This is a genomic window from Actinomadura luzonensis, assembly GCF_022664455.2.
GTDB classification, from domain to species: Bacteria; Actinomycetota; Actinomycetes; order Streptosporangiales; family Streptosporangiaceae; genus Nonomuraea; species Nonomuraea luzonensis.
Map to the genome: position 1 here is coordinate 5796391 of NZ_JAKRKC020000001.1, position 26132 is coordinate 5822522.

Annotated in this window: 21 protein-coding genes and 1 pseudogene; 7 read left to right on the plus strand and 15 right to left on the minus strand. The window is 72.2% G+C overall.

Going from position 1 to position 26132, the window contains the following annotated elements; translation table 11 throughout:
• Positions 1 to 32: 32 nt before the first annotated feature.
• Entirely contained in the window at positions 33 to 728 is a 696-nt protein-coding gene (locus tag MF672_RS27505; protein WP_242373548.1) for a TSUP family transporter, read from the minus strand.
• Between the two features lie 134 nt (positions 729 to 862).
• Between MF672_RS27505 and MF672_RS27510 the strand changes: the two genes are divergently transcribed.
• Positions 863 to 1567, plus strand: a complete 705-nt coding sequence (locus MF672_RS27510) for a neutral zinc metallopeptidase (RefSeq protein ID WP_242373547.1) — start codon at positions 863 to 865, stop codon at positions 1565 to 1567.
• On the opposite strand, the gene MF672_RS27515 is transcribed toward MF672_RS27510, so the two are convergent.
• Positions 1504 to 2175 carry a TetR/AcrR family transcriptional regulator C-terminal domain-containing protein gene (locus tag MF672_RS27515; RefSeq protein ID WP_242373546.1) on the minus strand — a complete coding sequence of 224 codons (672 nt, stop codon included), beginning with the start codon at positions 2173 to 2175 and terminating at the stop codon, positions 1504 to 1506. The genes MF672_RS27510 and MF672_RS27515 overlap by 64 nt on opposite strands.
• A 60-nt stretch (positions 2176 to 2235) precedes the next feature.
• Between MF672_RS27515 and MF672_RS27520 the strand changes: the two genes are divergently transcribed.
• Together MF672_RS27520 and MF672_RS27525 are read left to right on the plus strand one after the other, a co-directional pair.
• Complete coding sequence (locus MF672_RS27520; RefSeq protein ID WP_242373545.1) at positions 2236 to 3141, plus strand: ATP-binding cassette domain-containing protein; 906 nt, start codon at positions 2236 to 2238, stop codon at positions 3139 to 3141.
• Positions 3142 to 3151: 10 nt separating this feature from the next.
• Positions 3152 to 3952: an ABC transporter permease gene (locus tag MF672_RS27525; RefSeq protein WP_242373544.1), complete on the plus strand. Its 801-nt coding sequence runs from the start codon at positions 3152 to 3154 to the stop codon at positions 3950 to 3952.
• A 142-nt stretch (positions 3953 to 4094) separates the two neighbouring features.
• On the opposite strand, the gene acnA is transcribed toward MF672_RS27525, so the two are convergent.
• Together acnA and MF672_RS27535 are read right to left on the minus strand one after the other, a co-directional pair.
• Positions 4095 to 6863, minus strand: coding sequence for an aconitate hydratase AcnA (acnA, locus tag MF672_RS27530; protein ID WP_302893267.1), 2769 nt, complete (start codon positions 6861 to 6863; stop codon positions 4095 to 4097).
• A 144-nt stretch (positions 6864 to 7007) separates the two neighbouring features.
• A complete protein-coding gene (locus tag MF672_RS27535; protein WP_242373542.1) occupies positions 7008 to 7736 on the minus strand; it encodes a metal-dependent hydrolase in 729 nt (242 codons plus the stop codon).
• Positions 7737 to 8041: 305 nt separating this feature from the next.
• Here MF672_RS27535 and MF672_RS27540 point away from each other — a divergent pair, with 305 nt between their 5' ends.
• From MF672_RS27540 to MF672_RS27550, 3 genes are all read left to right on the plus strand, one after another.
• Positions 8042 to 8770, plus strand: coding sequence for a PadR family transcriptional regulator (locus MF672_RS27540; protein WP_242373541.1), 729 nt, complete (start codon positions 8042 to 8044; stop codon positions 8768 to 8770).
• A gap of 31 nt (positions 8771 to 8801) precedes the next feature.
• Entirely contained in the window at positions 8802 to 9332 is a 531-nt protein-coding gene (locus MF672_RS27545; protein ID WP_242373540.1) for a DUF1707 SHOCT-like domain-containing protein, read from the plus strand.
• Positions 9333 to 9423: 91 nt separating this feature from the next.
• Positions 9424 to 10104 carry a DUF6879 family protein gene (locus MF672_RS27550; protein WP_242373539.1) on the plus strand — a complete coding sequence of 227 codons (681 nt, stop codon included), beginning with the start codon at positions 9424 to 9426 and terminating at the stop codon, positions 10102 to 10104.
• Here the strand turns inward: MF672_RS27550 and MF672_RS27555 are convergent.
• From MF672_RS27555 to MF672_RS27580, 6 genes are all read right to left on the minus strand, one after another.
• Complete coding sequence (locus MF672_RS27555; protein WP_242373538.1) at positions 10094 to 12448, minus strand: glycoside hydrolase family 2 protein; 2355 nt, start codon at positions 12446 to 12448, stop codon at positions 10094 to 10096. The genes MF672_RS27550 and MF672_RS27555 overlap by 11 nt on opposite strands.
• Positions 12449 to 12458: 10 nt before the next feature.
• Positions 12459 to 13334, minus strand: coding sequence for an ABC transporter ATP-binding protein (locus MF672_RS27560; RefSeq protein WP_242373628.1), 876 nt, complete (start codon positions 13332 to 13334; stop codon positions 12459 to 12461).
• Complete coding sequence (locus tag MF672_RS27565) at positions 13334 to 14275, minus strand: ABC transporter ATP-binding protein (protein ID WP_242373537.1); 942 nt, start codon at positions 14273 to 14275, stop codon at positions 13334 to 13336. Before MF672_RS27565 ends, MF672_RS27560 begins: the two co-directional genes overlap by 1 nt.
• A complete protein-coding gene (locus tag MF672_RS27570; protein ID WP_242373536.1) occupies positions 14272 to 15156 on the minus strand; it encodes an ABC transporter permease in 885 nt (294 codons plus the stop codon). Before MF672_RS27570 ends, MF672_RS27565 begins: the two co-directional genes overlap by 4 nt.
• The gene (locus MF672_RS27575; RefSeq protein WP_242373535.1) at positions 15153 to 16148 is read right to left on the minus strand and encodes an ABC transporter permease; all 996 of its coding nucleotides are present in this window, start codon (positions 16146 to 16148) and stop codon (positions 15153 to 15155) included. The genes MF672_RS27570 and MF672_RS27575 overlap by 4 nt, the downstream gene beginning before the upstream one ends.
• Positions 16149 to 16209: 61 nt before the next feature.
• Positions 16210 to 17973: an ABC transporter substrate-binding protein gene (locus MF672_RS27580; RefSeq protein ID WP_242373534.1), complete on the minus strand. Its 1764-nt coding sequence runs from the start codon at positions 17971 to 17973 to the stop codon at positions 16210 to 16212.
• A gap of 352 nt (positions 17974 to 18325) precedes the next feature.
• Here MF672_RS27580 and MF672_RS27585 point away from each other — a divergent pair, with 352 nt between their 5' ends.
• Positions 18326 to 19189, plus strand: coding sequence for a CAP domain-containing protein (locus MF672_RS27585; RefSeq protein ID WP_242373533.1), 864 nt, complete (start codon positions 18326 to 18328; stop codon positions 19187 to 19189).
• A 73-nt stretch (positions 19190 to 19262) separates the two neighbouring features.
• Here the strand turns inward: MF672_RS27585 and MF672_RS27590 are convergent.
• The 5 genes and pseudogenes from MF672_RS27590 to MF672_RS27610 form a co-directional block, all read right to left on the minus strand.
• Positions 19263 to 19631 (minus strand): annotated as a pseudogene (locus tag MF672_RS27590) (mismatch-specific DNA-glycosylase); the annotation flags it as partial.
• A 71-nt stretch (positions 19632 to 19702) separates the two neighbouring features.
• Positions 19703 to 21106 (minus strand): sugar porter family MFS transporter, encoded by a 1404-nt coding sequence (locus MF672_RS27595; protein ID WP_242373531.1) that lies wholly within the window; start codon positions 21104 to 21106, stop codon positions 19703 to 19705.
• Positions 21107 to 21174: 68 nt separating this feature from the next.
• A complete protein-coding gene (locus MF672_RS27600) occupies positions 21175 to 23637 on the minus strand; it encodes a polynucleotide kinase-phosphatase (protein ID WP_242373530.1) in 2463 nt (820 codons plus the stop codon).
• Positions 23634 to 25100, minus strand: a complete 1467-nt coding sequence (locus MF672_RS27605; RefSeq protein ID WP_242373529.1) for a 3' terminal RNA ribose 2'-O-methyltransferase Hen1 — start codon at positions 25098 to 25100, stop codon at positions 23634 to 23636. The genes MF672_RS27600 and MF672_RS27605 overlap by 4 nt, the downstream gene beginning before the upstream one ends.
• Positions 25101 to 25146: 46 nt before the next feature.
• Entirely contained in the window at positions 25147 to 26061 is a 915-nt protein-coding gene (locus MF672_RS27610) for an LLM class F420-dependent oxidoreductase (protein ID WP_242373528.1), read from the minus strand.
• Positions 26062 to 26132: the final 71 nt, after the last annotated feature.

Genomic DNA, 26132 nt, shown 5'->3' on the forward strand with positions numbered 1-26132 from the left:
CGTTCACACTCATTCGCCCCGGCGCGGGGGCCTCAGAGCCGGCCGATCACGTTCTGCGCGACCAGCGCCAGCGCGGACAGGGCCGCCACCGCGAGGACGGCCCCCCGAGCCCGGCCGCCGTCCAGGTAACGGCGCAGCGGCCCGGACGCCAGGAACCCCAGCGCCATGGGGACGATCAGGAACGCCCCGGTGCCCAGCGCCCGCCCCGGCAGCTCGCCCACGACGGCCAGGATCACGAGCGACTGGGCGGCGCTGAGGAAGAAGAACATGGCGAGCGTGGCCCGGATCTGCGGCCCCCTGGCCGACTGGTAGACCAGCGCGATGGGCGGCCCGCCGATGCCCGTGGCGGTGCCGGTCACGCCCGACACGAACCCCGCCGAGGTGATGGTGACGCCGTTGCGCGGCACGCTCAGCGCCCGCGCGGTGAGCGCCACCGCGACCAGCACCATGGCCGCCACGAGCAACCCCCGCACCTGGACCGACACGTAGACGACGACGAGCGCGCCGAGCACGCTCCCGGGGATCCTCCCCAGCACCGCGAACCCCAGCCCCGGCCAGTCCACCTTCCGCCACTCGGCGACCAGGGTGAGCAGCGGCAGCGTCATGTTGACCACCTGGATGGCGCCCGGCATGAGGTCCGGCTCCAGCATCGTGAGCACGGGCGCCGCCACCAGCCCGAGCCCGAATCCCACCCCGCCCTGCACGATCGCCCCGACAAATACCGCCAAACCACCGATTACCAGTACCAACGCCGCATCAGTCACAGAGGAGAGCTAACCATCTCCATGCTTCGGCCTCGTCCCAACCATGGCCGCGACCGCCGCTCGCCCTGGCGCGCCGGCGCTCGGTTAAGCTGCCGGTCGTGCAGGTCCTGCCGGTCGCTCTCGCTCTCGCCGCCGCCGTGGCGGGCGGTCCCGCGTTCCCCGTGCAGGCGGGGCGGCTGCCGGCCGGGGCCTGCCCGGAGCCGGCGATCAGCGCGGGCGGGATCCCGCGGACGCGGGAGTACCTGGCGGCGGTCGTGAAATGTCTGGACAAGTCGTGGAAGGCGTACGTCGAGCGCGCCGGGCGGACCTTCCGTGAGCCGATCGTGCGCTACTTCGAGGAGCCCGCCGACCGGGTGTGCGGCGGCGACTGGCCCGCGCAGGCCGCCGCGTTCTACTGCGTCGAGCGGCGCACGCTGGTCTTCCCGCTCACCGGCTCCTGGATCGAGGGCCGCACCGACCTGTACCCGTTCAAGGTGGCCGCCCACGAGTACGGGCACCACGTGCAGCGGCTGATGGGCGTGCGCCTGCCGGAGGCCCGGGAGGGCGCCGCGAGGCGCCGCTACGAGTTGCAGGCCGACTGCCTGGCGGGCGCGTTCCTGGGCAGCGTGTGGGGCTCGCTGGGGCGCGCCCGGGCCGACTGGGAGGCGCTGCTGGAGGCCGCCCGGGCCGGCGGCGACGACTTCGACGGGGTGCGCAGCCACGGCAAGGGCGTCACGAGGGTGCGCTGGCTGGAGCGCGGCTACCGGGCCGTCTCCCCTTCCGCCTGCGACACCTGGTCGGCCCCGGCCTCGCGGGTGGCGTAGGAGCGCAGCCGCAGCTCCAGGCCGTCCAGGATGAGCTCCAGGCCGCGGTCGAACGAGCGCTCCCCCTGCGGGTCGCCGATCGCGGCCAGCCCCGCGGCCAGCCGCGGGTACGCCCGGGCGAACTCCGCCAGGTCCGGCGGGCCGTCCCCCGCGTCCGGGCGGGTGCGGTCGGACTGCTCCTCCAGGACGAACCCGCCCACGTACCCGCTCAGCGTGATCATCGCCTGCACGGCGTCGGCCGCCGGGAAGCCGGCCGACTCCAGGGCCGCCACCGACCGCTCGGTGCTCGCGAACAGCTCCGGCGACGGCCGCGTCCCGGCCGCGAGCCGCGCCCCGTCGCGGTAGGCGTTGAGCGTGGCGCGCAGGCCGCGGGCGAAGCCGCGCAGCGCCTCCCGCCACCCGCCGCCCCCGTCCACCGCGCGCATCCCGGCGGCCATCCGCGCCGCCATGGCGTCCAGCAGCTCCTGCTTGTTCGCGAAGTGCCAGTAGAGGGCCGGCGCGCGCACGTCCAGCTCGGCGGCGAGGCGGCGCAGCGTCAGGCCGTCGAGGCCGGTCTCGTTCAGCAGGCGCAGCGCGGTCTCGACGATGGCGGCTCTCTCCAGTCCCACGATTGACAGCTTAACGGTGTTCAGGGCACGCTGATTTAACAACGTTAAGGAGGCGTGGCCATGATCTACGCGGAGGACCTGCGCAAGCGGTACCGGCACGGCGGCAGGCCGGCGCTGCGGGGCGTCGGCCTGGAGGTCCCGGCCGGCACGGTGTGCGGGCTGCTCGGGCCCAACGGCGCGGGCAAGAGCACGCTCGTCCGCATCCTCGCCACGCTGCTGCTCCCGGACGCCGGCCGGGCCGAGGTCGCCGGCCTGGACGTCGTCCGCGACGCCGACCGGCTGCACCGCCTGATCGGCCTGGCCGGGCAGCACGCGGCCGTGGACGAGCTGCTGACCGGCCGCCGCAACCTGGAGCTGTTCGGCCGGCTCCACCACCTGCCCAGGAAGCGGGCGCGGGAGCGGGCCGGCGAGCTGCTGGAGCGCTTCGGCCTGGACGGGGCGGCCGAGCGGCGGGTGCGGACCTACTCGGCGGGCATGCGCCGCCGCCTGGACCTCGCGGCGAGCCTCATCGTCGCGCCGCCCGTGCTGTTCCTCGACGAACCCACCACCGGGCTCGACCCGCGCAGCCGCCTCCAGCTCTGGGAGCTGCTGCGCGCCCTGGTCGGCGAGGGGACCACGCTGCTGCTCACCACGCAGTACCTGGACGAGGCCGACCACCTGGCCGACCAGGTCGTGGTGCTGCGCGACGGCGCGGTGGCCGCCTCCGGGCCGCCCGCCGAGCTGAAGCGGCGGGTGGGCGGCGACCGCGTGGAGGCCGCCTTCGCGAGCGCGGCCGACGCCGTCCGGGCCCGCGCCGCCCTGGGGCTCGGCGGGGACGGCGGCCTCGTGGTGCGCGTCCCCGCGCCGGACGGCGCGCGCTCGCTGCTGCGCGTCGCCCGCGCGCTGGACGACGCCGGCGTCCCCGTGGCCGACCTCACCCTGCGCCGCCCCACTCTGGACGAGGTGTTCCTGCACCTCACGGCCTGAAGGACGCCCCATGCAGACGCTTCACCGGACCATCGCCGACTCCCTCACGATCGCCGGCCGCAGCTACTCCCGCCTGCGCGCGCAGCCGGGCGAGCTGGCCGCCTTCCTCGTCCTGCCCGTGCTCATGACGGTCCTGTTCGGCTACGTCCTCGGCAGCGCGATCACCCTGCCGGGCGGCGGCGACTACCGCTCGTACCTGATGCCGGGCATCTTCACGCAGGTCATGACCATGACCGCGGCCGCCGCGGCGACGGCGGTCGGCGCGGACATGGAGCGCGGCGTCATGGACCGCCTCCGCGTCCAGCCGGTCGCCCCCGGCGCCGTGCTGATCGGCCGCAGCGTGGCCGACCTGTCGACGCACCTGCTGTCACTGGCGTCCATGGTGGCCGCGGCGGTGTTGCTGGCCGGCTGGCGGCCGCACGGCCCGGTCGCGGCGACGGCGGGGGCGTTCGGGCTGCTGGCGCTGTTCGGCTTCGCGATGATCTGGGTCGGCACCTGGATCGGGCTGCTGGTCAGGAGTGCCGCCCAGGCGGACGCGGCCACGTTCGGCTGGTTGTTCCCGATGACGTTCCTGGCCAACACGTTCGTGCCGACGCGCGGGCTGCCGGGCTGGCTGCGGCCGGTCGCCGAGTGGAACCCGATGAGCGCGGTGACGGCGGCCACCCGCCTGCTGTTCGGCAACCCGGCGGGGTCGCCGGCCGCCGCCTGGCCGCTGCGGCACCCGGTCGCGGCGAGCCTGCTGTGGTCGGCCGCGCTGATCGCGGTGTTCGTCCCGCTGTCGGTGCGCCGGCACCGCGCGCACGGCCGCTGAACGGGGAAGGGCCGCCCGGCGGTGGGTGTTCCGCCGGGCGGCCCTTTCTGGCTCGGGTGGTTCCCCCGATGCGGGGCGCGTGAGGATCGCGCCCCAACCCCCGTCCCCAGCCCGGCTCATGACCGGGCGGGAGGCGGGAAGATCACTTGGCCAGCAGCGAGCGCAGGACGTACTGCATGATGCCGCCGTGCCGGTAGTAGTCGGCCTCTCCCGGCGTGTCGATGCGCACGACCGCGTCGAACTCGACCTCGCCCGCCTTGACGTGCACGGTGCGCGGGACGCCGCCCTTGTTGAGCTCCTCGACGCCGGTGATCTCGAACGTCTCCTCGCCGGTCAGGCCCAGCGACTCGGCCGTGGCGCCCTCGGGGAACTGCAGCGGCAGCACGCCCATGCCGATGAGGTTGGAGCGGTGGATGCGCTCGTAGGACTCGGCGATGACGGCCCGCACGCCGAGCAGCGCCGTGCCCTTGGCCGCCCAGTCGCGCGAGGAGCCCGAGCCGTACTCCTTGCCGGCCAGCACCACGAGCGGCGTGCCGGCGGCGGCGTAGTTGACGGAGGCGTCGTAGATGAACGACACCGGGCCGTCGGGCTGGGTGAAGTCGCGGGTGTAGCCGCCCTCGGTGCCGGGGGCGATCTGGTTGCGGAGGCGGATGTTGGCGAACGTGCCGCGGATCATCACCTCGTGGTTGCCGCGCCGCGAGCCGTAGGAGTTGAAGTCCTTGACCTCGACGCCGTGCGCCTGGAGGTACTGCGCCGCCGGGGTGCCGGCCTTGATCGAGCCGGCCGGCGAGATGTGGTCGGTGGTGACGGAGTCGCCGACCTTGACCAGCACGCGGGCGCCGGCGATGTCGGTGACCGGCTCGGGCTTCTCCGGCATGCCGTCGAAGTAGGGGGCCTTGCGCACGTAGGTGGACTCGGGGTCCCACTCGAAGGTGTCGCCGGTCGGGATCGGCAGCGAGCGCCAGTGGTCGTCGCCCTTGAAGACGTCGGCGTAGTCGCGCTCGAACATCTCGCGGCCGATCGAGGAGTGCACGACCTCGGCGACCTCCTCCGGGGAGGGCCAGATGTCGCGCAGGTAGACCGGCTCGCCGTCGGAGCCGGTGCCGAGCGGCTCGTTGTCGAGGTCGATGTCCATGGTGCCGGCCAGCGCGTACGCCACCACGAGCGGCGGCGAGGCCAGGTAGTTCATCTTGACGTCGGGGTTGATCCGGCCCTCGAAGTTGCGGTTGCCGGACAGCACCGCGGTGACGGCGAGGTCGTTGTCCTGGATGGCCTCGGAGATCTCCGGCAGCAGCGGGCCGGAGTTGCCGATGCAGGTGGTGCAGCCGTAGCCGACCAGGTTGAAGCCGATCTTGTCGAGGTACGGCTGGAGCCCGGAGCGCTCGAAGTAGCCGGTGACGACCTGGGAGCCGGGCGCGAGCGAGGTCTTGACCCACGGCTTGCGGTTGAGGCCCTTGTCGACGGCGTTGCGGGCGAGCAGGGCCGCGCCGAGCATGACGTACGGGTTGGAGGTGTTGGTGCACGAGGTGATCGCGGCAATCGAGACGATGCCGTGGTCGATCTCGAACGAGGTGCCGTCGGCCAGCGTGACCGGGACGACGCGGTGCGGCCGCTCGCCGTTGAGCCCGGCGGCGTGCGGCTTGTCGCCGTTGCCGTCGTGGCTGATGGCCGGGGAGTCGGAGGCCGGGAACGACTCGGCGGAGGCCTCGTCGGCGGGACCCTGCACGCTCGGCGCGTAGTCCTTGACCGCGGCGCGCCAGGCGCGCTTGGCGTCGGACAGCGCGATGCGGTCCTGGGGGCGCTTGGGGCCGGCGATGGACGGGACGACGGTGCCGAGGTCGAGCTCGATGTACTCGGAGAAGACCGGCTCGGGCGCCGCCGGGTCGAGCCACAGGCCCTGGGCCTTGGCGTAGGCCTCGACGAGGGCGATCTGCTCCTCGGAGCGGCCGGTCAGGCGCAGGTAGTCGACGGTTTGGCCGTCGATCGGGAAGATCGCGCAGGTGGAGCCGAACTCGGGGCTCATGTTGCCGATCGTGGCCCGGTCGGCCAGCGGCACGGAGGAGACGCCCTCGCCGTAGAACTCGACGAACTTGCCGACCACGCCGTGCTTGCGCAGGATCTCGGTGATGGTCAGCACCAGGTCGGTGGCGGTGGCGCCGGCGGGCAGCTTGCCGCTCAGCTTGAAGCCGACCACGCGCGGGATGAGCATGGAGATCGGCTGACCGAGCATCGCGGCCTCGGCCTCGATGCCGCCGACGCCCCAGCCGAGCACGCCGATGCCGTTCTCCATCGTGGTGTGGGAGTCGGTGCCCACGCAGGTGTCGGGGTAGGCCTTGCCGTCGCGGGTCATGACGACGCGGGCCAGGTGCTCGATGTTGACCTGGTGGACGATGCCGGTGCCGGGCGGGACGACCTTGAACTCGTCGAAGGCGGTCTGGCCCCAGCGCAGGAACTGGTAGCGCTCGCGGTTGCGCTCGTACTCGCGCTCGACGTTGCGCTGGAAGGCGTCGGGGTGGCCGAAGTAGTCGACGATCACGGAGTGGTCGATGACCATCTCGGCCGGGGCCAGCGGGTTGATGCGGGCCGGGTCGCCGCCGAGGTCGCGGACGGCCTCGCGCATGGTGGCGAGGTCGACGACGCAGGGCACGCCGGTGAAGTCCTGCATGATGACGCGGGCCGGGGTGAACTGGATCTCCACGCTGGGCGCGGCGTTCGGGTCCCAGCCGCCGAGCGCGCGGATGTGGTCGGCGGTGATGTTCGCGCCGTCCTCCGTGCGCAGGAGGTTCTCCAGCAGGATCTTCAGGCTGTACGGGAGGCGTGCGGCGCCCTCGACGGCATCCAGCCGGAAAATCTCATATGACGCGTCGCCGACGCGCAGCGTGTCACGGCTGCCGAAGCTGTTCGCGGACACGGTGATTCGCCTCCTCATCAGACCTGTGTTCAGTCAAATCCTGCCGCACAGCCGGAACGACACGTACGTTAGGTAACCCTAACCACCTCGGCCGCGGCGGATGTCTCGACGTCAAGATATTACCTAGGATATCTCGACATCAAGTTAAACCGGCGCGAGGCGCCAGAAGAGCAGGCCGATGATCGCCACCGACAGGATCGGGGCCAGGATCTTCTGCTCGAACTTCTTGCCGGTCTTGATGCCGATCTTCCACGGCAGCACGAACTTGGCCCCGAGCGGCCAGAGCACGGGGCAGCCGCGCTCGGTCATGCAGTCGCCGACGACGTGGATCAGGCAGCCGACCCCGACCGCGAGGCCGAGCCAGGCGTAGCCGACGCCGAGGGAGAGGAAGACGGCGTACAGGCCGGCGGTCATGCCGATGTTGACCATCGCCGAGCCGAGCTTGTTGCCCGGGATGCCGACGCCGATCGCGCGCAGGGCCAGGCCGATGAGCAGCACCACCATGACGTCGCGGCCGATGGGATAGGCGTTGGCCAGCCAGTGCGCGCCGAAGCCTAACGCCACGGCGAAGGCCAGCGAGTGGGTGGCGCCGCGGTGCCCGCCGCTGAGCCAGGACACGAGCTTGCTGAGCAGCCAGGTGACCGGGCCGAAGGTCTGCGCGATGGTCGCGCTGGGATGGTCGAGGTCGGGCAGCATGGCGGCGCCCGCGCAGATGATCGCTCCGGCGATGAGCTCGGCCGGGCTGAGGGCGGTGGCCATGATGCCGGTCTCGATGAACCGTGAGGTGTCGCTCAGCAGCGGGAGCGCGGCCAGCGGCGGCGCGAGCCCCAGCCAGGCGATGGCCCCGGTCATCGCGTGCGTGTGCCCCATCATGATCGGGACTGTACGGCAAAGAAGCGCTTTACGCGGCCCGGCATGCCGCTCCTTTACTTCCCCCGACGTGCGCGGAACTTCCCCGGAAACGCAGACGAGGTCGTTTCTCGCGGCGACAGCACCCCCCAGCCCTGCCGACGCGGAACGACCTCGTCTGCTGTGTTCAACGGCTCCATCCCCAATCCTGTTCCCGGATTCCGTAACTTTTTTGTGATCTGGCTCACGTAGGCCCCGGGCTTGCTGTCGACACAGTAGCGATATATCTTTGACGCATCGAGAACGAATCACGATATAGGGGGAAACCTATGAGTTCCGCACAGGCAGCGTCCGGCCCCTGGCCGGGCGCCCACGAGTACCGGCGCGCCGCCCGCGAGGCCTTCAAGGCCGTCGCCGACGCCTTCGAGGAGATGGGTGGCCGCTCGCACCGCCGGCACGAACAGCACCGCCACGAGCACAGGGAGCGCGGCCGCAGGGGCGGGCCGGGCGGCCCGTTCCCGTTCGACTTCGGGCGCGGCCCGTGGGGCGGCCCCGGCGGGCCGTTCGGCGGCCACCGCGGCTGGGGCGGCCGCAGCCGCAAGGCCAAGCGGGGCGACGTCCGCGCCGCGATCCTGGCCCTGCTGGCCGAGGAGCCGCGCAACGGCTACCAGATCATCCAGGAGATCGCCGAGCGCAGCGAGGGCGGCTGGAAGCCCAGCCCCGGCGCCGTCTACCCGGCGCTCCAGCAGCTCACCGACGAGGGCCTGGTGGTCGCCGAGGAGAGCGAGGGCCGCAAGACCTTCCGCCTCACCGAGGAGGGCCGCGCCTACGTCGACGCGCACGCCGACGAGGTCCGCGCGCCGTGGGACGACATGCGCCCCGACGTCGACGACAACGTCACCGAGCTGTGGCAGATCGGCCGCCAGTCCGCCTTCGCGATGATGCAGATTCTGCAGACCGGGAACGACGCACAAATCCGCGAAGCGCGTAAGACTTTGGTGGAGACCCGGCGCAAGCTCTACCAGATCCTGGCCGACGGCGAACCGGGCGAGGAGTGACCCAGCGAGGCCGGAAGGGCGAGGAACAGGCATGGACCACAACGACCTCCGCATCGGCGACGCCGAGCGCGAGCAGACGATGGAGGCGCTGCGCGAGCACTTCGCGCAGGGCCGCCTGACCCGCGAGGAGCTCGACGAGCGGCTGGACCACGCGCTGGCCGCCAAGACCGGCCGTGACCTCGCCCAGGTCACGGCCGACCTGCCCGGTCCCAGGCCCGCCTACCGCGAGCCCGGGCCCCGCCACGACGCGGCCGGCGCGGTCATGGGCGACTGGCGTGAGGCGATGGGCGCGCACCACGCGCAGATGCAGTCCCTGCACCAGGCCCGGCACGAGTGGCGCCGGGCCCACCGGGAGATGCGCCACCAGATGCGCCACCAGTGGAAGGGCCACCCGGGGCGCCGCCACCACCGCGGCCCGCACCCGTTCGTCGGGGTGCTGTTCCTGTTCATGGTCATCGGGCTGATGGTGGGCGGCTTCGGCATCTTCAAGGTGCTGTTCGGCGTGTGGCTGGTGGCCATGGTCTTCAGCCTGGTCCACCGGCGCTTCCACTACCGCGGCTGAGGAGGCCCGCGCAGATCGTTTTTGGGCCTTGACCCTGTCAGGGGCTCCATTGATGATCTGGGCGGGTCTTCCAGACGCGCGAAGGAGCCGCATGACCGAGCACGGCGCTCCGGCCGGGATCGACAGTCCGTTCGCCGCCGTGCGGCACGCCGGCGCGCTCGTCCTCGACGCGGCGGGGTACCAGGACGCCTTCGACCGCGACCACGCCGTGAGCACCGAGCCGATGTGGAAGCTGGAGCGCGCCCAGGACTTCTACGAGCCCGACGTGGCGAGCTGGCGGGCCATGATGGACGGCGACTGGGCGGGCTCCCTCGCCCTGGTCGCCCGCATGGCCGAGCCTCTTGAGCACTACTTCCGCAGCCGGGTGCCGGTCCGGCGGGTGCGGGTGGCGGAGCTGCCGGTCTCGCCGTACCTGCAGTGGGAGATGCACGTGCTGGCCGTGCGGGCGCGCGCCGGCTCCCCGTGCCGGGTGGTGCCGGCCGCGCGGGTCGCGCGCCTCGACCCGCTGCCCGAGCTGGTCGTCTTCGGCCCCTCCCTGATGTACGAGGTGCTCTACGACCGCCACGGCGGCTGCCGGGGCGGCCGGCGGATCACCGACGCGAGCGTGGTCGGCCCCTGCCTGGCCGCCGTGCGCGAGCTGTACGCCGCCGGCGAGGACGTGCTGGCCTTCCACGCGCGCGAGGTCGAGCCGCTGCCGCCGCCGGTCGTCACCGAGGCGATGCGGGCCGCGGTGCCCGCCTACGGGCACCGCACCGAGGAGTTCAGGGTGTGACGTCCTCGTTGAGGCACCGCAGCACCGGGAAGCGGGTCAGCGCCGCCGGGTCCAGCTCCTCGTCGGTGGCGACGTGGAAGACCGCGCTCTCGCCCGGCAGCAGGGTGACGAGCTGGTCGTCCACGGCCGCGGCCGGGTCCAGCCGGTCGGGGAAGAGCGCCAGCTCGCGCAGCACGGTGCGCGCGGCGACCGTCACCCGGTAGCCGCCCGGCGCGGGCTCGGCGTGCGCGTCGAAGGCGGCCCGCGGGAAGGCCACGGCCGGGTCCTCGGCGTAGAGGCGCACCGCGCGCACCGCGCCGAGGCGGGCCGACAGCAGCTCGCGCGCCGGGTCGTCGGCGGCGGCCACCGAGGGCGGCAGCTCCACCCTGGTCACCGCGCGCGGCGCCACGTGCACGGCGACCACCTCCTTGGCCAGCGGCTCGCCGCTCAGCCGGCGCCTGGTCAGCTCCAGCTCGCCCGACCACGCCTGCGGGGCGTCGTTGACCACCGCCAGCTCGCCGTCCAGCCAGGTGAGCAGCCGGTCGGCGTAGGCGCGGCGCAGCGCGTGCCACAGCGGCTTGCGCCGCCCGTCGCCGTCCACCGCCGACCAGGACGTGACCGGCCAGCAGTCGTTGAGCTGCCAGACGATCGTGCCCATGGTGTGCGGCATGAGCGCGCGGAAGCGCTCGACGCCGAAGGCCACCGCCCGCGCCTGGTTGAGCTGCGTCAGGTAGTGCCACTCGTCGAACGTGCGCGGCCGCGGCAGGTGCGCGCCGAGCCCGCGCAGCAGCTTGTCCTGGCCGTCCACGGCCTTCTGGTGCGAGGAGCCCGGGGTCAGCGGCTCGTCGGAGGAGGCCCGGCGCAGCGTGGCGTACGCGGGCGGCCCCTGGAAGCCGAACTCGGCGACGAAGCGCGGCCGGTAGGCGGCGTAGCGGGTGTAGTCCTCGCGGTTCCAGACGTCCCAGATGTGGATCGTGCCGCGCGCCGGGTCGTTGGGCGGCAGGCCGGGGGCGCCGGAGTAGGGGCTGCCCGGCCAGTACGGCCGCGTCGGGTCCAGCTCGGCCACGAGGCCCGGCAGCAGGTCGTGGTAGAAGCCGGCGCCCCAGCTCCGGCCCTGGAGCCGGTCGCGCCAGCCCCAGTCGGCGTACCCCTCCAGGTTCTCGTTGTTGCCGCACCACAGCACGAGGCTGGGGTGCGGGGCCAGGCGGGTGACGTTCTCGCGGGCCTCGGCCTCGACCTCCGAGCGGAACGGCTCCTCCTCGGGGTAGGCGGCGCAGGCGAACGGGAAGTCCTGCCACACCATGAGGCCCGTCTCGTCGGCCAGGTCGTAGAAGTCGTCGCTCTCGTACAGGCCGCCGCCCCAGACGCGCAGCAGGTTCACCCCGGCGTCGGCGGCCTGCCCGAACCGCTCGGCCAGCCGCTCGCGGGTCACGCGGGAGGGGAAGCAGTCGTCGGGGATCCAGTTGACGCCCTTGACGTAGACCGGCACCCCGTTGATCTTGAACCGGAACGCCTCGCGTTCCAGCTCGATCGAGCGGAAGCCGATCCGGCCGCGCCACTCGTCCTCGCCGAGCCGCACCGCGAGGTCGTACAGGGGCTGCGCGCCGTGGCCGCGCGGCCACCACAGCTCCGGGTCCGGCACCTTCAGCGCGAGCACGGCGGCGCGGCCGTCGATGCGCCGCTCCGCGGTGACCCCGGCGACCTCGGCCGACAGCGTGAGCGGCCCCTCCGCCGCCCGCTCGACCCGGACGTGCACCCGCACCGTCCCGTCCGCGTACGCCAGCGGCCGCACCTCCGCCAGCCGGGCCCCGCTCCAGCTCTCCAGCCCGATCGGCCGCCAGATGCCCGCGGTGACCAGGGTCGGGCCCCAGTCCCAGCCGAAGTTGCAGGCCATCTTGCGGATGAACGGGTACGGCTCGTCGTAGGCGCCGGGCCGCTCCCCCAGCGCCGCCCGCCGCTCCTCGGCGTAGGCGTAGGCCGAGCCGAAGGTCACGCTCAGCTCGTTGGCGCCGGCGCGCAGCAGGTGGCGGACGGGGAAGCGGTAGGAGCGGTGCTGGTTGGCCGTGCTCCCGAGGCGGACCCCGTTGAGCGTGACCTCCGCGACCGTGTCGAGCCCCCGGCACACCAGGTCGGTGCGTTCGTGCTCGTCCGGCGACCAGGTGAAGGCGGTGCGGTAGGTCCAGTCCCGGCGGCCGATCCAGGCCAGCCGGCGCTCGTTGTCGTCGAGGTAGGGATCGTCGATGAGGCCGGCGGCGAGCAGGTCGGTGTGCACGCAGCCGGGCACGGTGGCGGGGACCCCGGTGATGAGGTCCGCGGCCTCCTCCGACGACAGGGTCCAGCCGTCGTGCAGCGGACGGTGGTTCAAGAGGTCTCCTTCAGCAGGTCGTCAGCCGGGCGCACGCCACGAAGTGCCCCGGGCCGGCCTCCAGCAGGCCGCCGGAGGCCCCGCGCTCGTGGTAGAGGCAGGTGTCCACGGCGTCGGCGTCGGCCCAGTCCTCGTGCAGGCGCGGCACCGCCGACAGCAGCTCGCGCGTGTAGGGGTGCAGCGGGTCGCCGAAGACCCGCTCCGTCGGGCCCATCTCCACCACCGTGCCCTGGCGCAGTACGATCGTGCGTTCGGCCAGGTAGTTGCCGAGCGACAGGTCGTGGGTGATGTAGAGCACGCCGAGCCCCCTCGTCTTCAGCTCGGCGAGCAGGTTGAGCACGTCGATGCGGGTGCTGGCGTCGAGCATGCTGGTGATCTCGTCGGCCACCAGCAGCTTGATGTCCAGCAGCAGCGCGCGGGCGATGAGCAGGCGCTGGAGCTGGCCGCCGCTGAGCTGGTGGGGGAACTTGCCGAGCACCTGGCCGGGGTCGAGCCGCACGTCGCGGAGCGCCGCGCGGACCCGCTCGTCCCACTCCGGCGCGGGCACGCCGGGATGGTACGAGTCCTTGATCATCGCGAACACCCGGTCGGCCTTGAACACCGGGTTGAACGAGCTGAACGGGTCCTGGAAGATGCCCTGCACGTGCCGGTAGTACTCCTTGCCCGCCCGCGCCGGCCGCCCGTCGTAGGTGATGGAGCCGCTGGTGGCCGGGTTGAGCCCGAGGATCATGCGGCCGATCGTGGACTTGCCGCTGCCGCTCTCCCCGATGAGGGAGACGACCTCGCCGGGCACGACGTCGAAGCTGACGTCCCGCACGGCGGTGACGGTCCGGCCGCCGAACGCGCCGATCCTGAACACCTTGGTGACGTGGTCGAGTCTCAGCATCATGCCTTCCAGCAGGCGACGTGGTGGCCGGGCGCGACCTCGGCCACGGGCGGGTCCGCGGCGCACTCGTCGCCCGCGAGGGGGCAGCGGGCGCGGAAGCGGCAGCCGGCGGGCGGGTCGAGCAGCGACGGCGGGCTGCCCGCGATGCCCTCCAGCCGCCGCTCGGCGTAGCGCACGCCGACCTCGGGCAGCGAGTCGATCAGCAGCCGCGTGTACGGGTGCCGGGGCGCCTTGACGATCACGTCGGCGGGGGCCTTCTCGGCGAGGCGGCCCGCGTACATGACCATGATCGTGTCGGCGATGTGGTGGGTGAGCGCGATGTCGTGGGTGACGAAGATCATGCTCTTGACGTAGCCGCTGTCGCGGAAGCCGAGCAGGGCGCGGGCGACGGCCTTCTGGGTGGAGACGTCGAGCGCGGAGGTGACCTCGTCGGCGATGAGCAGGGACGGGTCGAGCAGCGTGGAGATGACCATGACCATGCGCTGCTTCATGCCGCCCGACAGCTCGATCGGGTAGCGGTCGAGCACCTCGCGCGGCAGCCCGACCTGGTCCATGCGGCGTTCCAGCTCGGCGGTGTCGAGGGCGGCGCCGCGCGAGCGCAGCAGCTCGCCGACCATCTTGCGGATCTTGCGGGTGGGATTGAGCGCGCTCATCGCGTACTGCGGGATGAGCGAGACCTCCGTGAAGCGGAAGGCCGTCATCGCGCGGTCGTCGGCGACGGGCAGCTCCCGCCCGTCGAGGACGACCCGGCCGCCGACGTGGCGCATGCGGCCGTCCATGCGGATGAGGGCCTTGCCGAGGGTGCTCTTGCCGCAGCCGGACTCGCCGACCAGGCCGAGGATCTCGCCGTCGCCGAGCTCGAAGGACATGCCGTCGAGCGCGCGCACGTCGCCCCTGAGCGTCCGGTAGTGCACCTTCAGCTCGCTGACCTGCAGGCTCATGTCTCCCTCAGTTTCGGGTTGAAGACCTCGTCGAGGCCGACGTTGGCCACGTACAGGGCGCCCACGATCGCGGTGATCGCGGCGCCGGGCGGCACGAACCACCACCACATGCCGAGCTGGAGGGCGCTCCACTGGTTGGCGTTCTGCAGCATCAGGCCCAGCGAGACGCCCTCGGTGGGGCCGAGGCCGATGAAGTCGAGCGAGGAGGCGATGAGCACCGAGCCGCCGAACAGCAGGATGAACGTCATGAACAGGTAGCTGCTCATGTTCGGCGCGATCTCCCTGGCGATGATCCGCCCGGTGCCGGAGCCGCTCATCCTGGCCAGGTCCACGAACTCGCGGGTGCGCAGCGAGAACGTCTGCGCCCGGATCGCCCGGGCCGCCCACGGCCACTGCGTCAGCCCGATGAACAGGCCCTGCACGGCCACGCTGCGGATCCCGAGGTAGGCGTTGATGATCAGCAGGACGGCCAGGGTGGGGATGACGAGGATGACGTTGGTGAGCATGTTGAGCACCTCGTCGAGGATGCCGCCGCGGTAGCCGGCGACGAAGCCGACGACCATGCCGATGACCGCGGCGATGCCGCCGCCGACCACGCCGACGACGAAGGTGCTGCGCAGCCCGTGCACGAACTGGGCGAAGATGTCCTGGCCGAAGGTGGTGGTGCCGAGCCAGTGCGCGCCGCTCGGCGGGCTCATGGGCTGGGGGCCGTACTCGTTGGGCGCGGCGCCGGTGAGCAGCGGGCCGAACAGCCCCAGCAGCAGCAGCGCGAGGACGATGACCAGGCCGGTCATCAGCTTGCCGTTGCGCACCGCGAAGTGCAGCGCCTCGCGCCGCACCGCGGCCGGCTCGCGCGGGACGGCTTCCTGGATCGTCGTCATGCCTGCGCACCCGCCATTCCCGCCCTGGTCCGCGGGTCGACCACGACGTAGACGATGTCGATGATGAAGTTGGCGATCAGCACGCCGAGCACGATGAACAGGAACGTGCCCTGGAGGAGGAAGAAGTCCTTGTTCTGGATGGCCTTCAGGATGAGGCTGCCGAGGCCCGGGTAGGCGAAGACGATCTCGGTGACCAGCGCGCCGGCCACGATCACGCCGAGCTGCAGGGCCAGGCCGGTGATCTGGGGCAGGACGGCGTTGCGGAAGGCGTAGCGGCGGATGAGCCGGTCGGGCGCGCCGAGGGCCGACAGGTAGGTGGAGTAGTCGGACTCCAGCTCGTAGATGATCATGTTGCGCATGCCGATCGCCCAGCCGCCGAGCGCCACCAGGAACAACGACAGGAACGGCAGCGTCCAGTGGTGCAGCAGGTCGAGGAGGAACGCCCACGACAGGTGGGGGCGCATGGAGAAGCTGTAGCCGCCGGCCACCGGGAAGATCCCGGCGATCACGCCGAGCGACCAGGCCAGCAGCACCGCCAGCCACATGTACGGCATCGCCGTCAGGACGTACCCGACGGGCAGGACGGTGTTGTCGAGCAGCTTGCGGCGGGCCGCGTACGCGCCGAACCGGTTGCCCACCACCCAGCTCAGCAGCACCGACGGCACGACCAGCGCCAGCGTGTACGGCACCGCCGCGCCGATGACCTGGCTGACCGGCGTCGGGAAGAGCCAGATGCTGGTGCCGAAGTCGCCGCGCAGCAGCGCGCCCCAGAAGTTGCCGTACTGGCTGAGCAGCGGCTGGTCCAGGCCGAAGAGGCTGCTGTAGTAGGCCCGCATCGCCTCGACGGCCTCGGGCTGGCTGACGTTGGCCCGCGCGACCATGCTGGCCACCGGGTCGCCGGGCATGAAGCGCGGGATCATCCAGTTGACGGTGACGGCGACGAAGAACGTCAGCCCGTAGATGAGCAGTTTCCTGCCGAAGTAGCGGCGCACGTGATCGGTCTCCGTGTGGGTCCCCCGCTCCCGGCGCGGGAGCGGGGGACGAGGGGTTCGGTCAGGAGGCGGTGGGCTGGATCTGGGTGAGGGTCTCGAAGCCGCCCAGTTCGAACCAGTTGCGCCACATCACGGCGGGGGTCTTCGGCGCGCTCCCGGCCTCGGCCGGCCAGTTCTTCCACACGGCGTTGCTGGACTGGGCCCAGAGGCCGTTGTACCAGAGCGGGATCACCGGCAGGTCGTCCAGGCTGATCTGCTGGAGCTGGGAGATGATCTTCTGCATGCCCGCGGTGTCGTCGGTCTTGACCTGGTCGAGCTGCTGGACCAGGTCCCAGGCCTTCTTGTTCTCGTAGCGGGCGAAGTTCACCGTGTTCTGCTGCTTCTGGACCGGGAGCTGGAACATGTACTCGTAGTAGGTGTACGGCGAGTTGGACAGCTGCCGCTCGTTGTTGATCAGCAGGTCGAAGTCGCCCTTGGCGCGCTTCTCCACCAGGGCGTTGAAGTCGGGGAAGTCGGGGGTGACCTGGATGCCGGCGGTCTTGGCGCTGGCGGCGATCGAGCGGGCCGACTCCATCCAGTCGGTCCAGCCGGACGGGACGATGAGCGACAGGCTCAGCTTGGAGCCGTCCTTGTTCTCCACGTAGCCGTCGTTGTCGGTGTCCTTGTAGCCGGCGTCGGCCAGCAGCTTCTTGGCCTTGGCGGTGTCGAAGGAGAAGCCGGAGCTCGCGACCACGTTCTGGTCGACGTACTTGTCCCACTGCGGCAGCAGGCCGGTGGGGCTGGCGGCCTTGACCAGGTTGCCGTAGACGCCCTCGACGATCTTCTTGACGTCGATCGAGGAGGCGAGGGCCTTGCGGAAGGCGGGGTCGTCCATCGGCTTCTTGGTGGTGTTGGGCACCAGCCAGGCGGTGTTGGCCGACAACATGTAGGGCGGCTGGTTGTAGTACGTCGTCAGGCCGAAGTTGCCCTTGACCAGGTTGGCGACGCCGGGCAGGAAGTTGTTGCTGAGGTCGAGGCCCTTCTGCAGCAGCAGGCCGAGGGCGACCTCGTTGCTCGGGGTGGCGATGTCGACGATGTAGCGGGGCTTGGGCTCCATGTTGAGCGCGGTCTTGCCCCACCAGTCGTCGCGGCGCTGCAGGACCACGCGGTCCTGGTCCTTGCTCATGAAGGTGTAGGCGCCGGTGCCGACCGGCTTGTCGTTGACGCCGTCCAGGACCTCCTTCTCGGAGCGGTCCTTCCAGACGTGCTCGGGGACCATCGAGCGGGAGTAGAGCATGAAGTCCCACTCCTGGTAGTTGGCCTTGGAGAAGGTGAACTTGACCGTCTGGTCGTCCACGGCCTCCACGCTCTTCAGCCAGTTCCACAGGTTGTGGTACGGAATCGTTTCCATCTTGCCGAGCTCGAAGGAGAAGACGACGTCCTTGGCGGCGAAAGGCTGCCCGTCCGACCACTTGACGCCGGGGCGCAGCTTGAGCTCGTAGGTGGTGTCGCCGGTCCAGGAGCCGCCGGTGGCGAGCCAGGGGGTCAGCTTGGCGTTGACCGTGTCGTAGTGGAACAGGGTCTCGTACACCAGGCCCTTGGTGCCGACGGCGGAGTCCCACTCGCGGATCGGGTTGTAGTTGGCGGGCGGGCCCCACTGGGTGCCGGTGGTGTAGAGGGTCTCGCCGCGCGGGAGCTGGTTCGGGTCGGCGGCGGCCGGGCCGCCCTGGCTCTGGCCCTGGGAGGGGGCCGGCCCGGTCGGCGTGGCGGGGCCGCCGCTGCAGGCCGCGGCGGCGAGCAGTCCGGCCGCGAGGAGGGGGACGATCTTCCGAGCCCGGTTACGCATCGCTGGTCTCCTTACCAATGGGAGCGCTCCCAGAAGCCCCCGCATCGAGCGCTGGAACACTGCTGAACCGGATAAGTACCGCGAACGTAAATTCCGTGTGTCACCCCCGTCAAGAGCCGTGACGCTTTCGAGACGTGGTGCGCTGGAGCGCTCTCATCGGCCCGGCGGCCGGTCCGGCGACCGGTTTCGGCCGCCCGCATCCCCGGCCCGGCGGACCGCCTCAGACGCCCCAGGAGAACCTTTGGTTTACCGGTTACATCACGAAATTGTCCCGAATCGGCTGACAAAAGGGTTGCGGCCCGACAGAATGCATGGCCATCCAGCGTCTACCGCAAACTGGAGGAAACCCCCTATGCGTAGACCCCTAGGGGTTCTTGCCGGCCTGGTGAGCGCCGCCGCCCTGTGCGCGCCGGTCACCGCGGCCGAGGCCGCGACCGCATCCGAGTCGGCCTGCCGGGTTACCGTCACCAAGCCCAGGCTGAGCGGCACCGCTCTCCGGATCACCTCCTCGGCCGCCCGCCGCGGCTGCTTCTCCCCCGGCCTCGTGCGCATCCGCATCCTTCGCGCCGTCCCCGGCCGCGACCCGGTCGTCAAGAGCGGCGCCACCCGCGAGGGCCGGCTCTCGCTCGCGCTGGCCTGCAAGCCCGGCACGTACTACGCGACCGCCACCGACTACCGCGGCCACACCGTCAGGTCCCGGGCGGCCCGGCTCACCTGCGACCCGTCCACGGGCACCCCCACCCCCTCGCCGACGCCCACCACCTCGGGCACTCCCACGGCGACGCCGACCACCACGCCGACGGGCACGCCCACGAGCGGTGCCGTCGGCACCGCGGAGGAGAACGAGGTCCTCCGCATCACCAACGAGGAGCGCGCCAAGGCGGGCTGCGCCCCGCTCGCGCACGACCCGCAGCTCCGCGCGGCGGCCTTCGGCCACTCCGCCGACATGGCGAAGAAGGGCTATTTCAGCCACACCTCGCAGGACGGCCGCACCTTCACCGACCGCATCCGCGCGGCCGGCTTCACCGGCGGCTCGGCCTGGGCGGAGAACATCGCCAAGGGACAGACCTCCCCCGCCTCGGTCATGCAGTCCTGGATGAACAGCTCCGGCCACCGGGCCAACATCCTCAACTGCCGCTACAACCTCATCGGCGTCGGCATGGCCAGGAGCTCCGGCGGCACGCTCTACTGGACGCAGGACTTCGCCGCCAGGTAGCCGCCGCTCAGGCGAGCGAGGATCGCAGGCGGCGCATCTCCTCCGCGATCCCGGCCAGGGTGAAATGGGCGTTGAGCCCGCTCGGGTTGGGCAGCACCCACACCCTGGCCCCGCCCACCGTCTCCTCCTGCGGCCCGATCCGCGCCTTGGGCCGCAGGAAGGCGGTGCGGTACGCCGAGACCCCCAGCACCGCCAGCGCCTTCGGCGCCACGGCGGCGACCTTCGCCGCCAGCGCGGCCCCGCCCTCGACCAGCTCCTCCCTGGTCAGCTCGGACGCCTTGGCGCTGGGCCGGGGCGCGAGGTTCGTGATGCCCAGCCCGTACGAGGGCAGCAGGTGCTGCTCGGCCGGCGCGAGCAGCCGCGGCGTGAAGCCGGACAGGTGCAGCGCGGGCCAGAAGCGGTTGCCGGGGCGGGCGAAGTGGTGGCCGGTCGCCGCGGACATGAGGCCGGGGTTGATGCCGCAGAACAGTACGTCGAGCGAGGGGCCGAGGACGTCGTCAAGCACGCCACAGGTTAGCCCATGTCCTCAAGTTTGCGGCCCTTCGTCTCCCTGATCCGGCGCAGGACGAAGACGAACGACAGCGCCGCGAACAGCGCGTACATGGCGTAGGTCAGCGGCAGGTTCCACTCGGCGAGGGCCGGGAACGACACCGTGATCGCCCAGTTCGCGAGCCACTGCGCGGCGGCGGCGACGCCGAGGGCGGCGGCCCGGATGCGGTTGGGGAACATCTCGCCCAGCAGCACCCAGACCACCACACCCCACGACAGGGCGAAGAACAACACGAACACGTTGGCCGCGATGAGCGCGATCGGCCCCTGCGGGTCGGGCAGCATGACGCCGCCGCTCCCGGTCGTCCTGGACGCGCTGAACGCCCACGCCGCCGTGGCCAGCGAGACCGCCATCCCGACCGAGCCGATCATCAGCAGCGGCCGCCGGCCGATCTTGTCCACCAGCGAGATCGCGACGAACGTGCCGATGATGTTGATGATCGAGCTGGAGAAGCTGATGAGCAGCGAGTCGCTCTGGTTGATGCCGACCGACTGCCACAGCACCGACGAGTAGTAGAAGATCACGTTGATGCCCACGAGCTGCTGGAAGGCCGACAGCACGATGCCGGCCCACACGATCGGCAGCAGCCCGAGCGCGGGCCCGCGCAGGTCCTTCAGCCCCGGCACCCGCTGGGTGCGCAGCACGTGCTGGATCTCGGCGATGCGCTCGTCGAGGTCCACGTCGTCGCCCTCCACCTCGGCCAGCACCTCGCGCGCCCTGCGCGGCCGGCCCGACATGATGAGGTAGCGCGGCGACTCGGGGATGACCAGCGCGAACAGCAGGTACAGCAGCGCCGGCACCGCGCACGCGCCCAGCATCCACTGCCACGCCTCCAGCAGCCACAGCCTGTTGTTGACCGCGCCGCCCGCCACCTTCGCGATCACGAAGTTGACGAGCTGCGACACCGCGATGCCGAGCACGATCGCGAGCTGCTGGAACGAGCCGAGCCGCCCCCGGTAGGCGGGCGGCGCGACCTCGGCGATGTAGGCCGGCCCGAGCACCGACGCCATGCCGATGGCGAAGCCCGCGATCACCCGCCACACCGCGAGGTCCCACAGCGCGAACGGCAGCATCTGCCCGATCGAGCTGACGGCGAACAGCAGCGCCGCCACCTGCATCGACCGGGTGCGGCCCCACCGGTCGGCCAGCCCGCCGCCGATCCAGGCGCCGGCGGCGGAGCCGAGCAGCGCGATGGCCACCACGAAGCCGGTCTGCACCGCCCCGACATGGAAGTGCCGCTGGATCCCGACGACCGCGCCGTTGATTACGGAGCTGTCGTAGCCGAACAGGAACCCGCCGATCGCGGCGGCCGCCGTGATGAATACGACGTGCCCCATGTGCTCGTGGTGCGTGTGCTGAGTGGCCATTGCGGTCCTTTCCCCGTGCCGGGGGCATACCCGCACGTCACGGGGCCAGCGGACCGCTTACCCAATCTTTAAAGGCGCGGGTCCACCGGCTCGGACTCCAGCGCCAGCACCGCGAAGACCGGCTCGTGCACCCGCCAGGCCGCCTCGCCGTCCGCCAGCCGGGCGAGCGCCTCCAGGCCGAGGGCGTACTCGCGGAGCGCGAGCGAGCGCTTCTTGCCGAGGAAACGCCGGCGCAGCACGTCCAGCGACTCGGTGTAGTCGGGGCCGTAGATGATGCGCAGGTACTCGCGCCCGCGCACCTTGACCCCCGGCTGCACCCGGCCGGGCGTGTACGCGGCGGGCTTGACCACCATGCCCTCGCCGCCGGCCGCCGTCAGCGACTCCCACCAGGCCGTGGCCGCCGCCCGCGACTCCGGCGAGTCCAGGTCGGCGAACACGTGCCGGGTGGGCGCGATCAGCGGCCCCTCCAGCCTCGCCAGCGTGGCCAGGTGCCAGGCGTGCGGCTCCAGCGCCGTCGCCCGCCCCTCGCAGGCCAGGATCTGGAACGGGGCCACCCTCACCCCCTCCAGGCCGTCCACCGGCCAGCAGTAACGGGCATAGGCGTCGCGGAACAGGGCAGCGTTGGAGGAGCGGCGCCGGGTGCGGTCCAGCAGTTCGCCCACACCCAGCCCGCGCCCGGCCGCCGCCTCAAGCACGGAGACCGCCTCGGGAAGGGCCGCGCGGGCCGCCGCCCCGACCGAGGCGTACTGGCTCCTGATCAGGTCGCCGGCCTTGGCCGACCAGGGCAGCAGCTCGCAGTCGAGCACCACCCAGTCGGAGCCCAGCTCGTCCCAGAGCGGCGCGCAGGCCGCCGCCAGCCGCTCGGCGAGCGGGCCGGCGTCGGCGAAGAACGGCCGCCCGGTCCTGGTGTAGACGGTGCCCGGCGAGCCGTCGCGCACGCCGAACCGGGCCGCGGCCGCCTCCGGCGTCCTGGCCAGCACGGCGACGGCGCGCGAACCCATGTGCTTCTCCTCGCACACGACCTCGCGCACCCCGGCGGCGGCGAACTCCTCGAACGCCTCGTGCGGGTGCTCCAGGTAGCCGTCCAGCCGGGACGTCTCGGGCGGCGCCATCGTCGGCGGCAGGTAGACCAGCCAGCGCGGGTCCACCGCGAAGCGGCTCATCACCTCCAGGGCGGCCGCCGCGTTCTCCTCCGCGATCTTGACGCGGCCGCCGAACCGGGTCTCGACGTGGCGGGTGCCGGTCACGTCGCCGATGTCGAGCATGCCCGGGTCGCGGGCCGGGCCGCCGCCGAGCGGCTTGACCGGCTCGTACCAGGTCTTCTCCGCCGGGACCTGCACCAGCTCGCGCTCCGGGTAGCGGAGCGCGGTCAGCCGGCCGCCGAAGACGCAGCCGGTGTCGAGGCAGATCGTGTTGTTGACCCACTCGGGGTGCGTGGTCGGCGTGTGGCCGTAGACGACCGTCGCGCGGCCCCGGTAGTCCTCCGCCCACGGCAGGCGGACCGGCAGGCCGTACTCGTCGGTCTCGCCGGTCGTGTCGCCGTACAGGGCGAAGGAGCGCACCCGCTTGGACGCGCGGCCGTGGTAGGCCTCCTTGAGCCCGGCGTGCGCGACCACGAGCCGGCCGCCGTCCAGCCGGTAGTGGCTGAGCAGGCCGTCCATGAACGCCCGCGCCCGCTCCACGAACTCCGGCGGCTGCGCGGCGAGCTGGTCCAGCGACTCCTGGAGGCCGTGGGTGACCTTGACGTTGCGGCCGTTCAGCGCGCGCACCAGCTTCTGCTCGTGGTTGCCCGCCACGCAGAGCGCGGTGCCGGCCTCGACCATGTCCATGACCAGGCGCAGCACGCCCGGCGTGTCCGGGCCGCGGTCCACCAGGTCGCCGACGAACACCGCCGTGCGGCCCTCCGGGTGCCGGATCCCCTCCCAGCCCAGCCGGGCCAGCAGCGCCTCCAGCTCGGCGCGGCAGCCGTGCACGTCGCCGATCACGTCGAACGGGCCGGTCAGGTGGGTCAGGTCCGACCACGCCTTCTCGTAGGTGACGGCGGCGGCGGCGATCTCGTCCTCGCCGCGCAGCACGTGCACCTTCCTGAACCCGTCGCGGGAGATCTTGCCGAGCGAGCGGCGCAGGTCCTTGCGCTGGCGGAGCACCACGCCGGGGCCGAAGTCGCGGTCGGGACGGCCGGCGTTGCGCGCGATCGCGACCTCCTCCGGCACGTCGAGCACGATCGCGTCGGCCAGCACGTCGTGCTTCCTGGCCAGGTCGATGAGGCTCTTGCGGGCGGCGTACTGGACGTTGGTGGCGTCGACCACGGTGAACAGGCCGCGCGACAGCCGCACGCCGACGATGTGGTGCAGCAGGTCGAAGGCGGCCGGGGTGGCCGCCTGGTCGTTCTCGTCGTCGGCGACCAGGCCGCGGCAGAAGTCGGACGAGATCACCTGCGTGGGCCTGAAGTGCCTGCGGGCGAACGTCGACTTGCCGCTGCCGGAGACGCCGACGAGCACCACGAGCGACAGCTCGGGAACGCTGATCATCGGGTGAACACCCCCATCTGGGTGGGCGGGCCGACCTCGGGGTCGTCGTCGCCGACCGGTTCGAACGTCACCTGGTAGCCGTGCTCGGCCGCCACCCGCCCGCACCAGGCGGCGAACTCGGCGCGGGTCCACTCGAAGCGGTGGTCGGGGTGGCGCAGGCCGGTCAGGAACGCGTAGCGGACGTTGTACTCGACGTTGGGCGTGGTGACGATCACGTGCCGGGGGCGGGCGTGGCCGAACACGACGCGCTCCAGCGCCGCCAGGCGGGGCGGGTCGACGTGCTCGACCACCTCCATGAGCACGGCGGCGTCGTAGCCGGACAGGCGCTTGTCGGTGTAGGTGAGCGCGCCCTGGAACAGGGTGAGCCTGGCCCGCCTGGCGTCGGGCATGCGGTCGAGGCGCAGCTTGCGGGCCGCGATCGTGAGCGCCAGCGGGGAGACGTCCATGCCGGCCACGCGGGTGAACCTGGGGCGCGACAGCAGCGCGCCGACCAGCTCGCCCTGGCCGCAGCCGAGGTCGATCACGCTCGCCGCGCCCAGCGCCTCCAGGCGGGCCAGCACGGCCTCGCGGCGGCGGGCGCTCAGCGACCTGGGCCTGGTCGCCTGCCCATCGGCGGGGTCCACGGGCTCGGCGGCCTCCGCCTCGGCGGCGGCGGCCTCGTCGGCGGCGGTCTCGCCGGCCGGGGCGTCCTCGGCGAGCGCGGGCTCCAGGTGCTCCTCGGTCTCGTCGCCCAGCTCGGCCAGCCGGGCGAGGGCGGTGCGCGCCAGGGACCAGCGCCGCCCGAGGTAGCGGCGGAGGATCAGGCCGCGCTCGGGGTGCCCGCGCAGCCAGCCCTCCCCCGCCCGGACGAGCTTGTCCACCTCGTCCGGCGCGATCCAGTAGTGCTTGCCGTCGTCGAGCACGGGCAGCAGCACGTACAGGTGGTTGAGCGCGTCGGCCAGGCGCAGCGTGCCGCGCAGCGCGAGCCGGACGTAGCGCGACTCGCCCCACTCGGGGAAGCCCTCGTCCAGCGGCAGCGCCCGCGCCTCGACCTCCCACCCCAGCGGCTCGAACAGCCGCCGGGCCAGGTCGGGGCCGCCCCGGCAGGGCAGCGCGGGCAGCGTCAGCTCCAGCGGCAGCGCCCGGCCGGGCAGCTCGGGACGGGCCTTGCAGCGCCCCGCCCGCGCGGTGCGGAACACGTCGCCGAGCGCCACGGCCAGCAGCGACGAGGCCGCGTAGGGGCGGTCGTTGACGTACTGCGACAGGCTGAAGTCGGGCGAGCCCTTGCCGCGCGACCGGACCAGCGCGACCGGGTCGATCTCCAGCAGCAGCGCGGCGGTGCAGCGCTCCTCGCCCGCCTCCGGATAGAACACCGTGGCCGTGCCGGCCGACTGGCTGAACTCCTGCACCCGCTCGGGATGCTTGTGCAGGAGGAAGCCCAGGTCGGTGGCGGGTCTCGCGGTGGTCGTGATCGTCAGCAGCACGCCCCAAGTGTGCCGGAACGCCCCGAAGGCCCGCCAACCGTTTACCTCACACGTGCGGCAGCACCTCGGCGGCGATCAGCTCCAGGTGCTCCAGGTCCGCGAGGTCGAGGATCTGCAGGTAGAACCGCTCGGCGCCGAGCGCGGCGAACCGCCCGATGCGCTCGACCACCTCGGCCGGGGTGCCGCACAGGCCGCTCTCGCGCAGCTTGTCCGGGTCCTCGCCGATGGCCGCCGCGCGCCGCTCGATCTCGGCCCGGTCGGCGCCCACGACCGTGGTCTGCGCCACCGACAGCACGACCTCGCGCCCGGTCGTCCCGCACGCCCTGCGCACCCGGTCGAAGGCCACCTCGGTGTCGGCGAGCGAGCGGAACGGCAGGTTGTACTCGTCGGCGTACGCGGCCGCCAGGCGCGGCGTGCGCCTGGCGCCGAACCCGCCGATGATGATCGGCGGGCGGGGCCGCTGCGCGGGCTTGGGCAGCGCGGGCGAGTCGGCCAGCCGGTAGTAGCTGCCCTCGAAGGAGTAGGTCTTCTCCGCCGTCCACAGGCCGGTGATGATCTCCAGCTGCTCCTCGAAGCGGCCGAAGCGCTCGCCGGTGGGCGGGAACGGGATGCCGTACGAGGTGTGCTCGGCGTCGTACCAGCCGGTGCCGAAGCCCAGCTCCACGCGGCCGCCGCTCATCCGGTCCACCTGCGCCACGCTGATCGCCAACGGCCCCGGGAGCCGGAACGTGGCGGGCGACACCAGCGTGCCGAGCCGGATGGAGGAGGTCTCCCTCGCCAGGCCCGCCAGCGTGATCCAGGCGTCGGTCGAGCCGACGCCGGGGTCGCCGGAGCCGATGCGCTGGTAATGGTCGGACCGGAAAAAGGCGTCGAAACCCAGCCGTTCGGTGGCCTGGGCGACGGTGAGCAGGTCGTCATAGGTCGCGCCCTGCTGGGGCTCGGTGAAGATCCGCAGCTTCATGCCCCACATTATCGGCTCACTTCGGGCGCGAGCCGGAAAGGGGTGACGCGGCGCGGCCCGGCTTGCTAGGT

Coding starts and splice junctions, on each gene's coding strand:
- MF672_RS27520 (WP_242373545.1), top strand. CDS start 2,236: ATGATCTACGCGGAGGACCTGCGCAAGCGGTACCGGCACGGCGGCAGG.
- MF672_RS27525 (WP_242373544.1), top strand. CDS start 3,152: ATGCAGACGCTTCACCGGACCATCGCCGACTCCCTCACGATCGCCGGC.
- MF672_RS27535 (WP_242373542.1), bottom strand. CDS start 7,736: ATGATGGGGCACACGCACGCGATGACCGGGGCCATCGCCTGGCTGGGG.
- MF672_RS27540 (WP_242373541.1), top strand. CDS start 8,042: ATGAGTTCCGCACAGGCAGCGTCCGGCCCCTGGCCGGGCGCCCACGAG.
- MF672_RS27545 (WP_242373540.1), top strand. CDS start 8,802: ATGGACCACAACGACCTCCGCATCGGCGACGCCGAGCGCGAGCAGACG.
- MF672_RS27550 (WP_242373539.1), top strand. CDS start 9,424: ATGACCGAGCACGGCGCTCCGGCCGGGATCGACAGTCCGTTCGCCGCC.
- MF672_RS27560 (WP_242373628.1), bottom strand. CDS start 13,334: ATGCTGAGACTCGACCACGTCACCAAGGTGTTCAGGATCGGCGCGTTC.
- MF672_RS27565 (WP_242373537.1), bottom strand. CDS start 14,275: ATGAGCCTGCAGGTCAGCGAGCTGAAGGTGCACTACCGGACGCTCAGG.
- MF672_RS27570 (WP_242373536.1), bottom strand. CDS start 15,156: ATGACGACGATCCAGGAAGCCGTCCCGCGCGAGCCGGCCGCGGTGCGG.
- MF672_RS27580 (WP_242373534.1), bottom strand. CDS start 17,973: ATGCGTAACCGGGCTCGGAAGATCGTCCCCCTCCTCGCGGCCGGACTG.
- MF672_RS27585 (WP_242373533.1), top strand. CDS start 18,326: ATGCGTAGACCCCTAGGGGTTCTTGCCGGCCTGGTGAGCGCCGCCGCC.
- MF672_RS27595 (WP_242373531.1), bottom strand. CDS start 21,106: ATGGCCACTCAGCACACGCACCACGAGCACATGGGGCACGTCGTATTC.
- MF672_RS27600 (WP_242373530.1), bottom strand. CDS start 23,637: ATGATCAGCGTTCCCGAGCTGTCGCTCGTGGTGCTCGTCGGCGTCTCC.
- MF672_RS27610 (WP_242373528.1), bottom strand. CDS start 26,061: ATGAAGCTGCGGATCTTCACCGAGCCCCAGCAGGGCGCGACCTATGAC.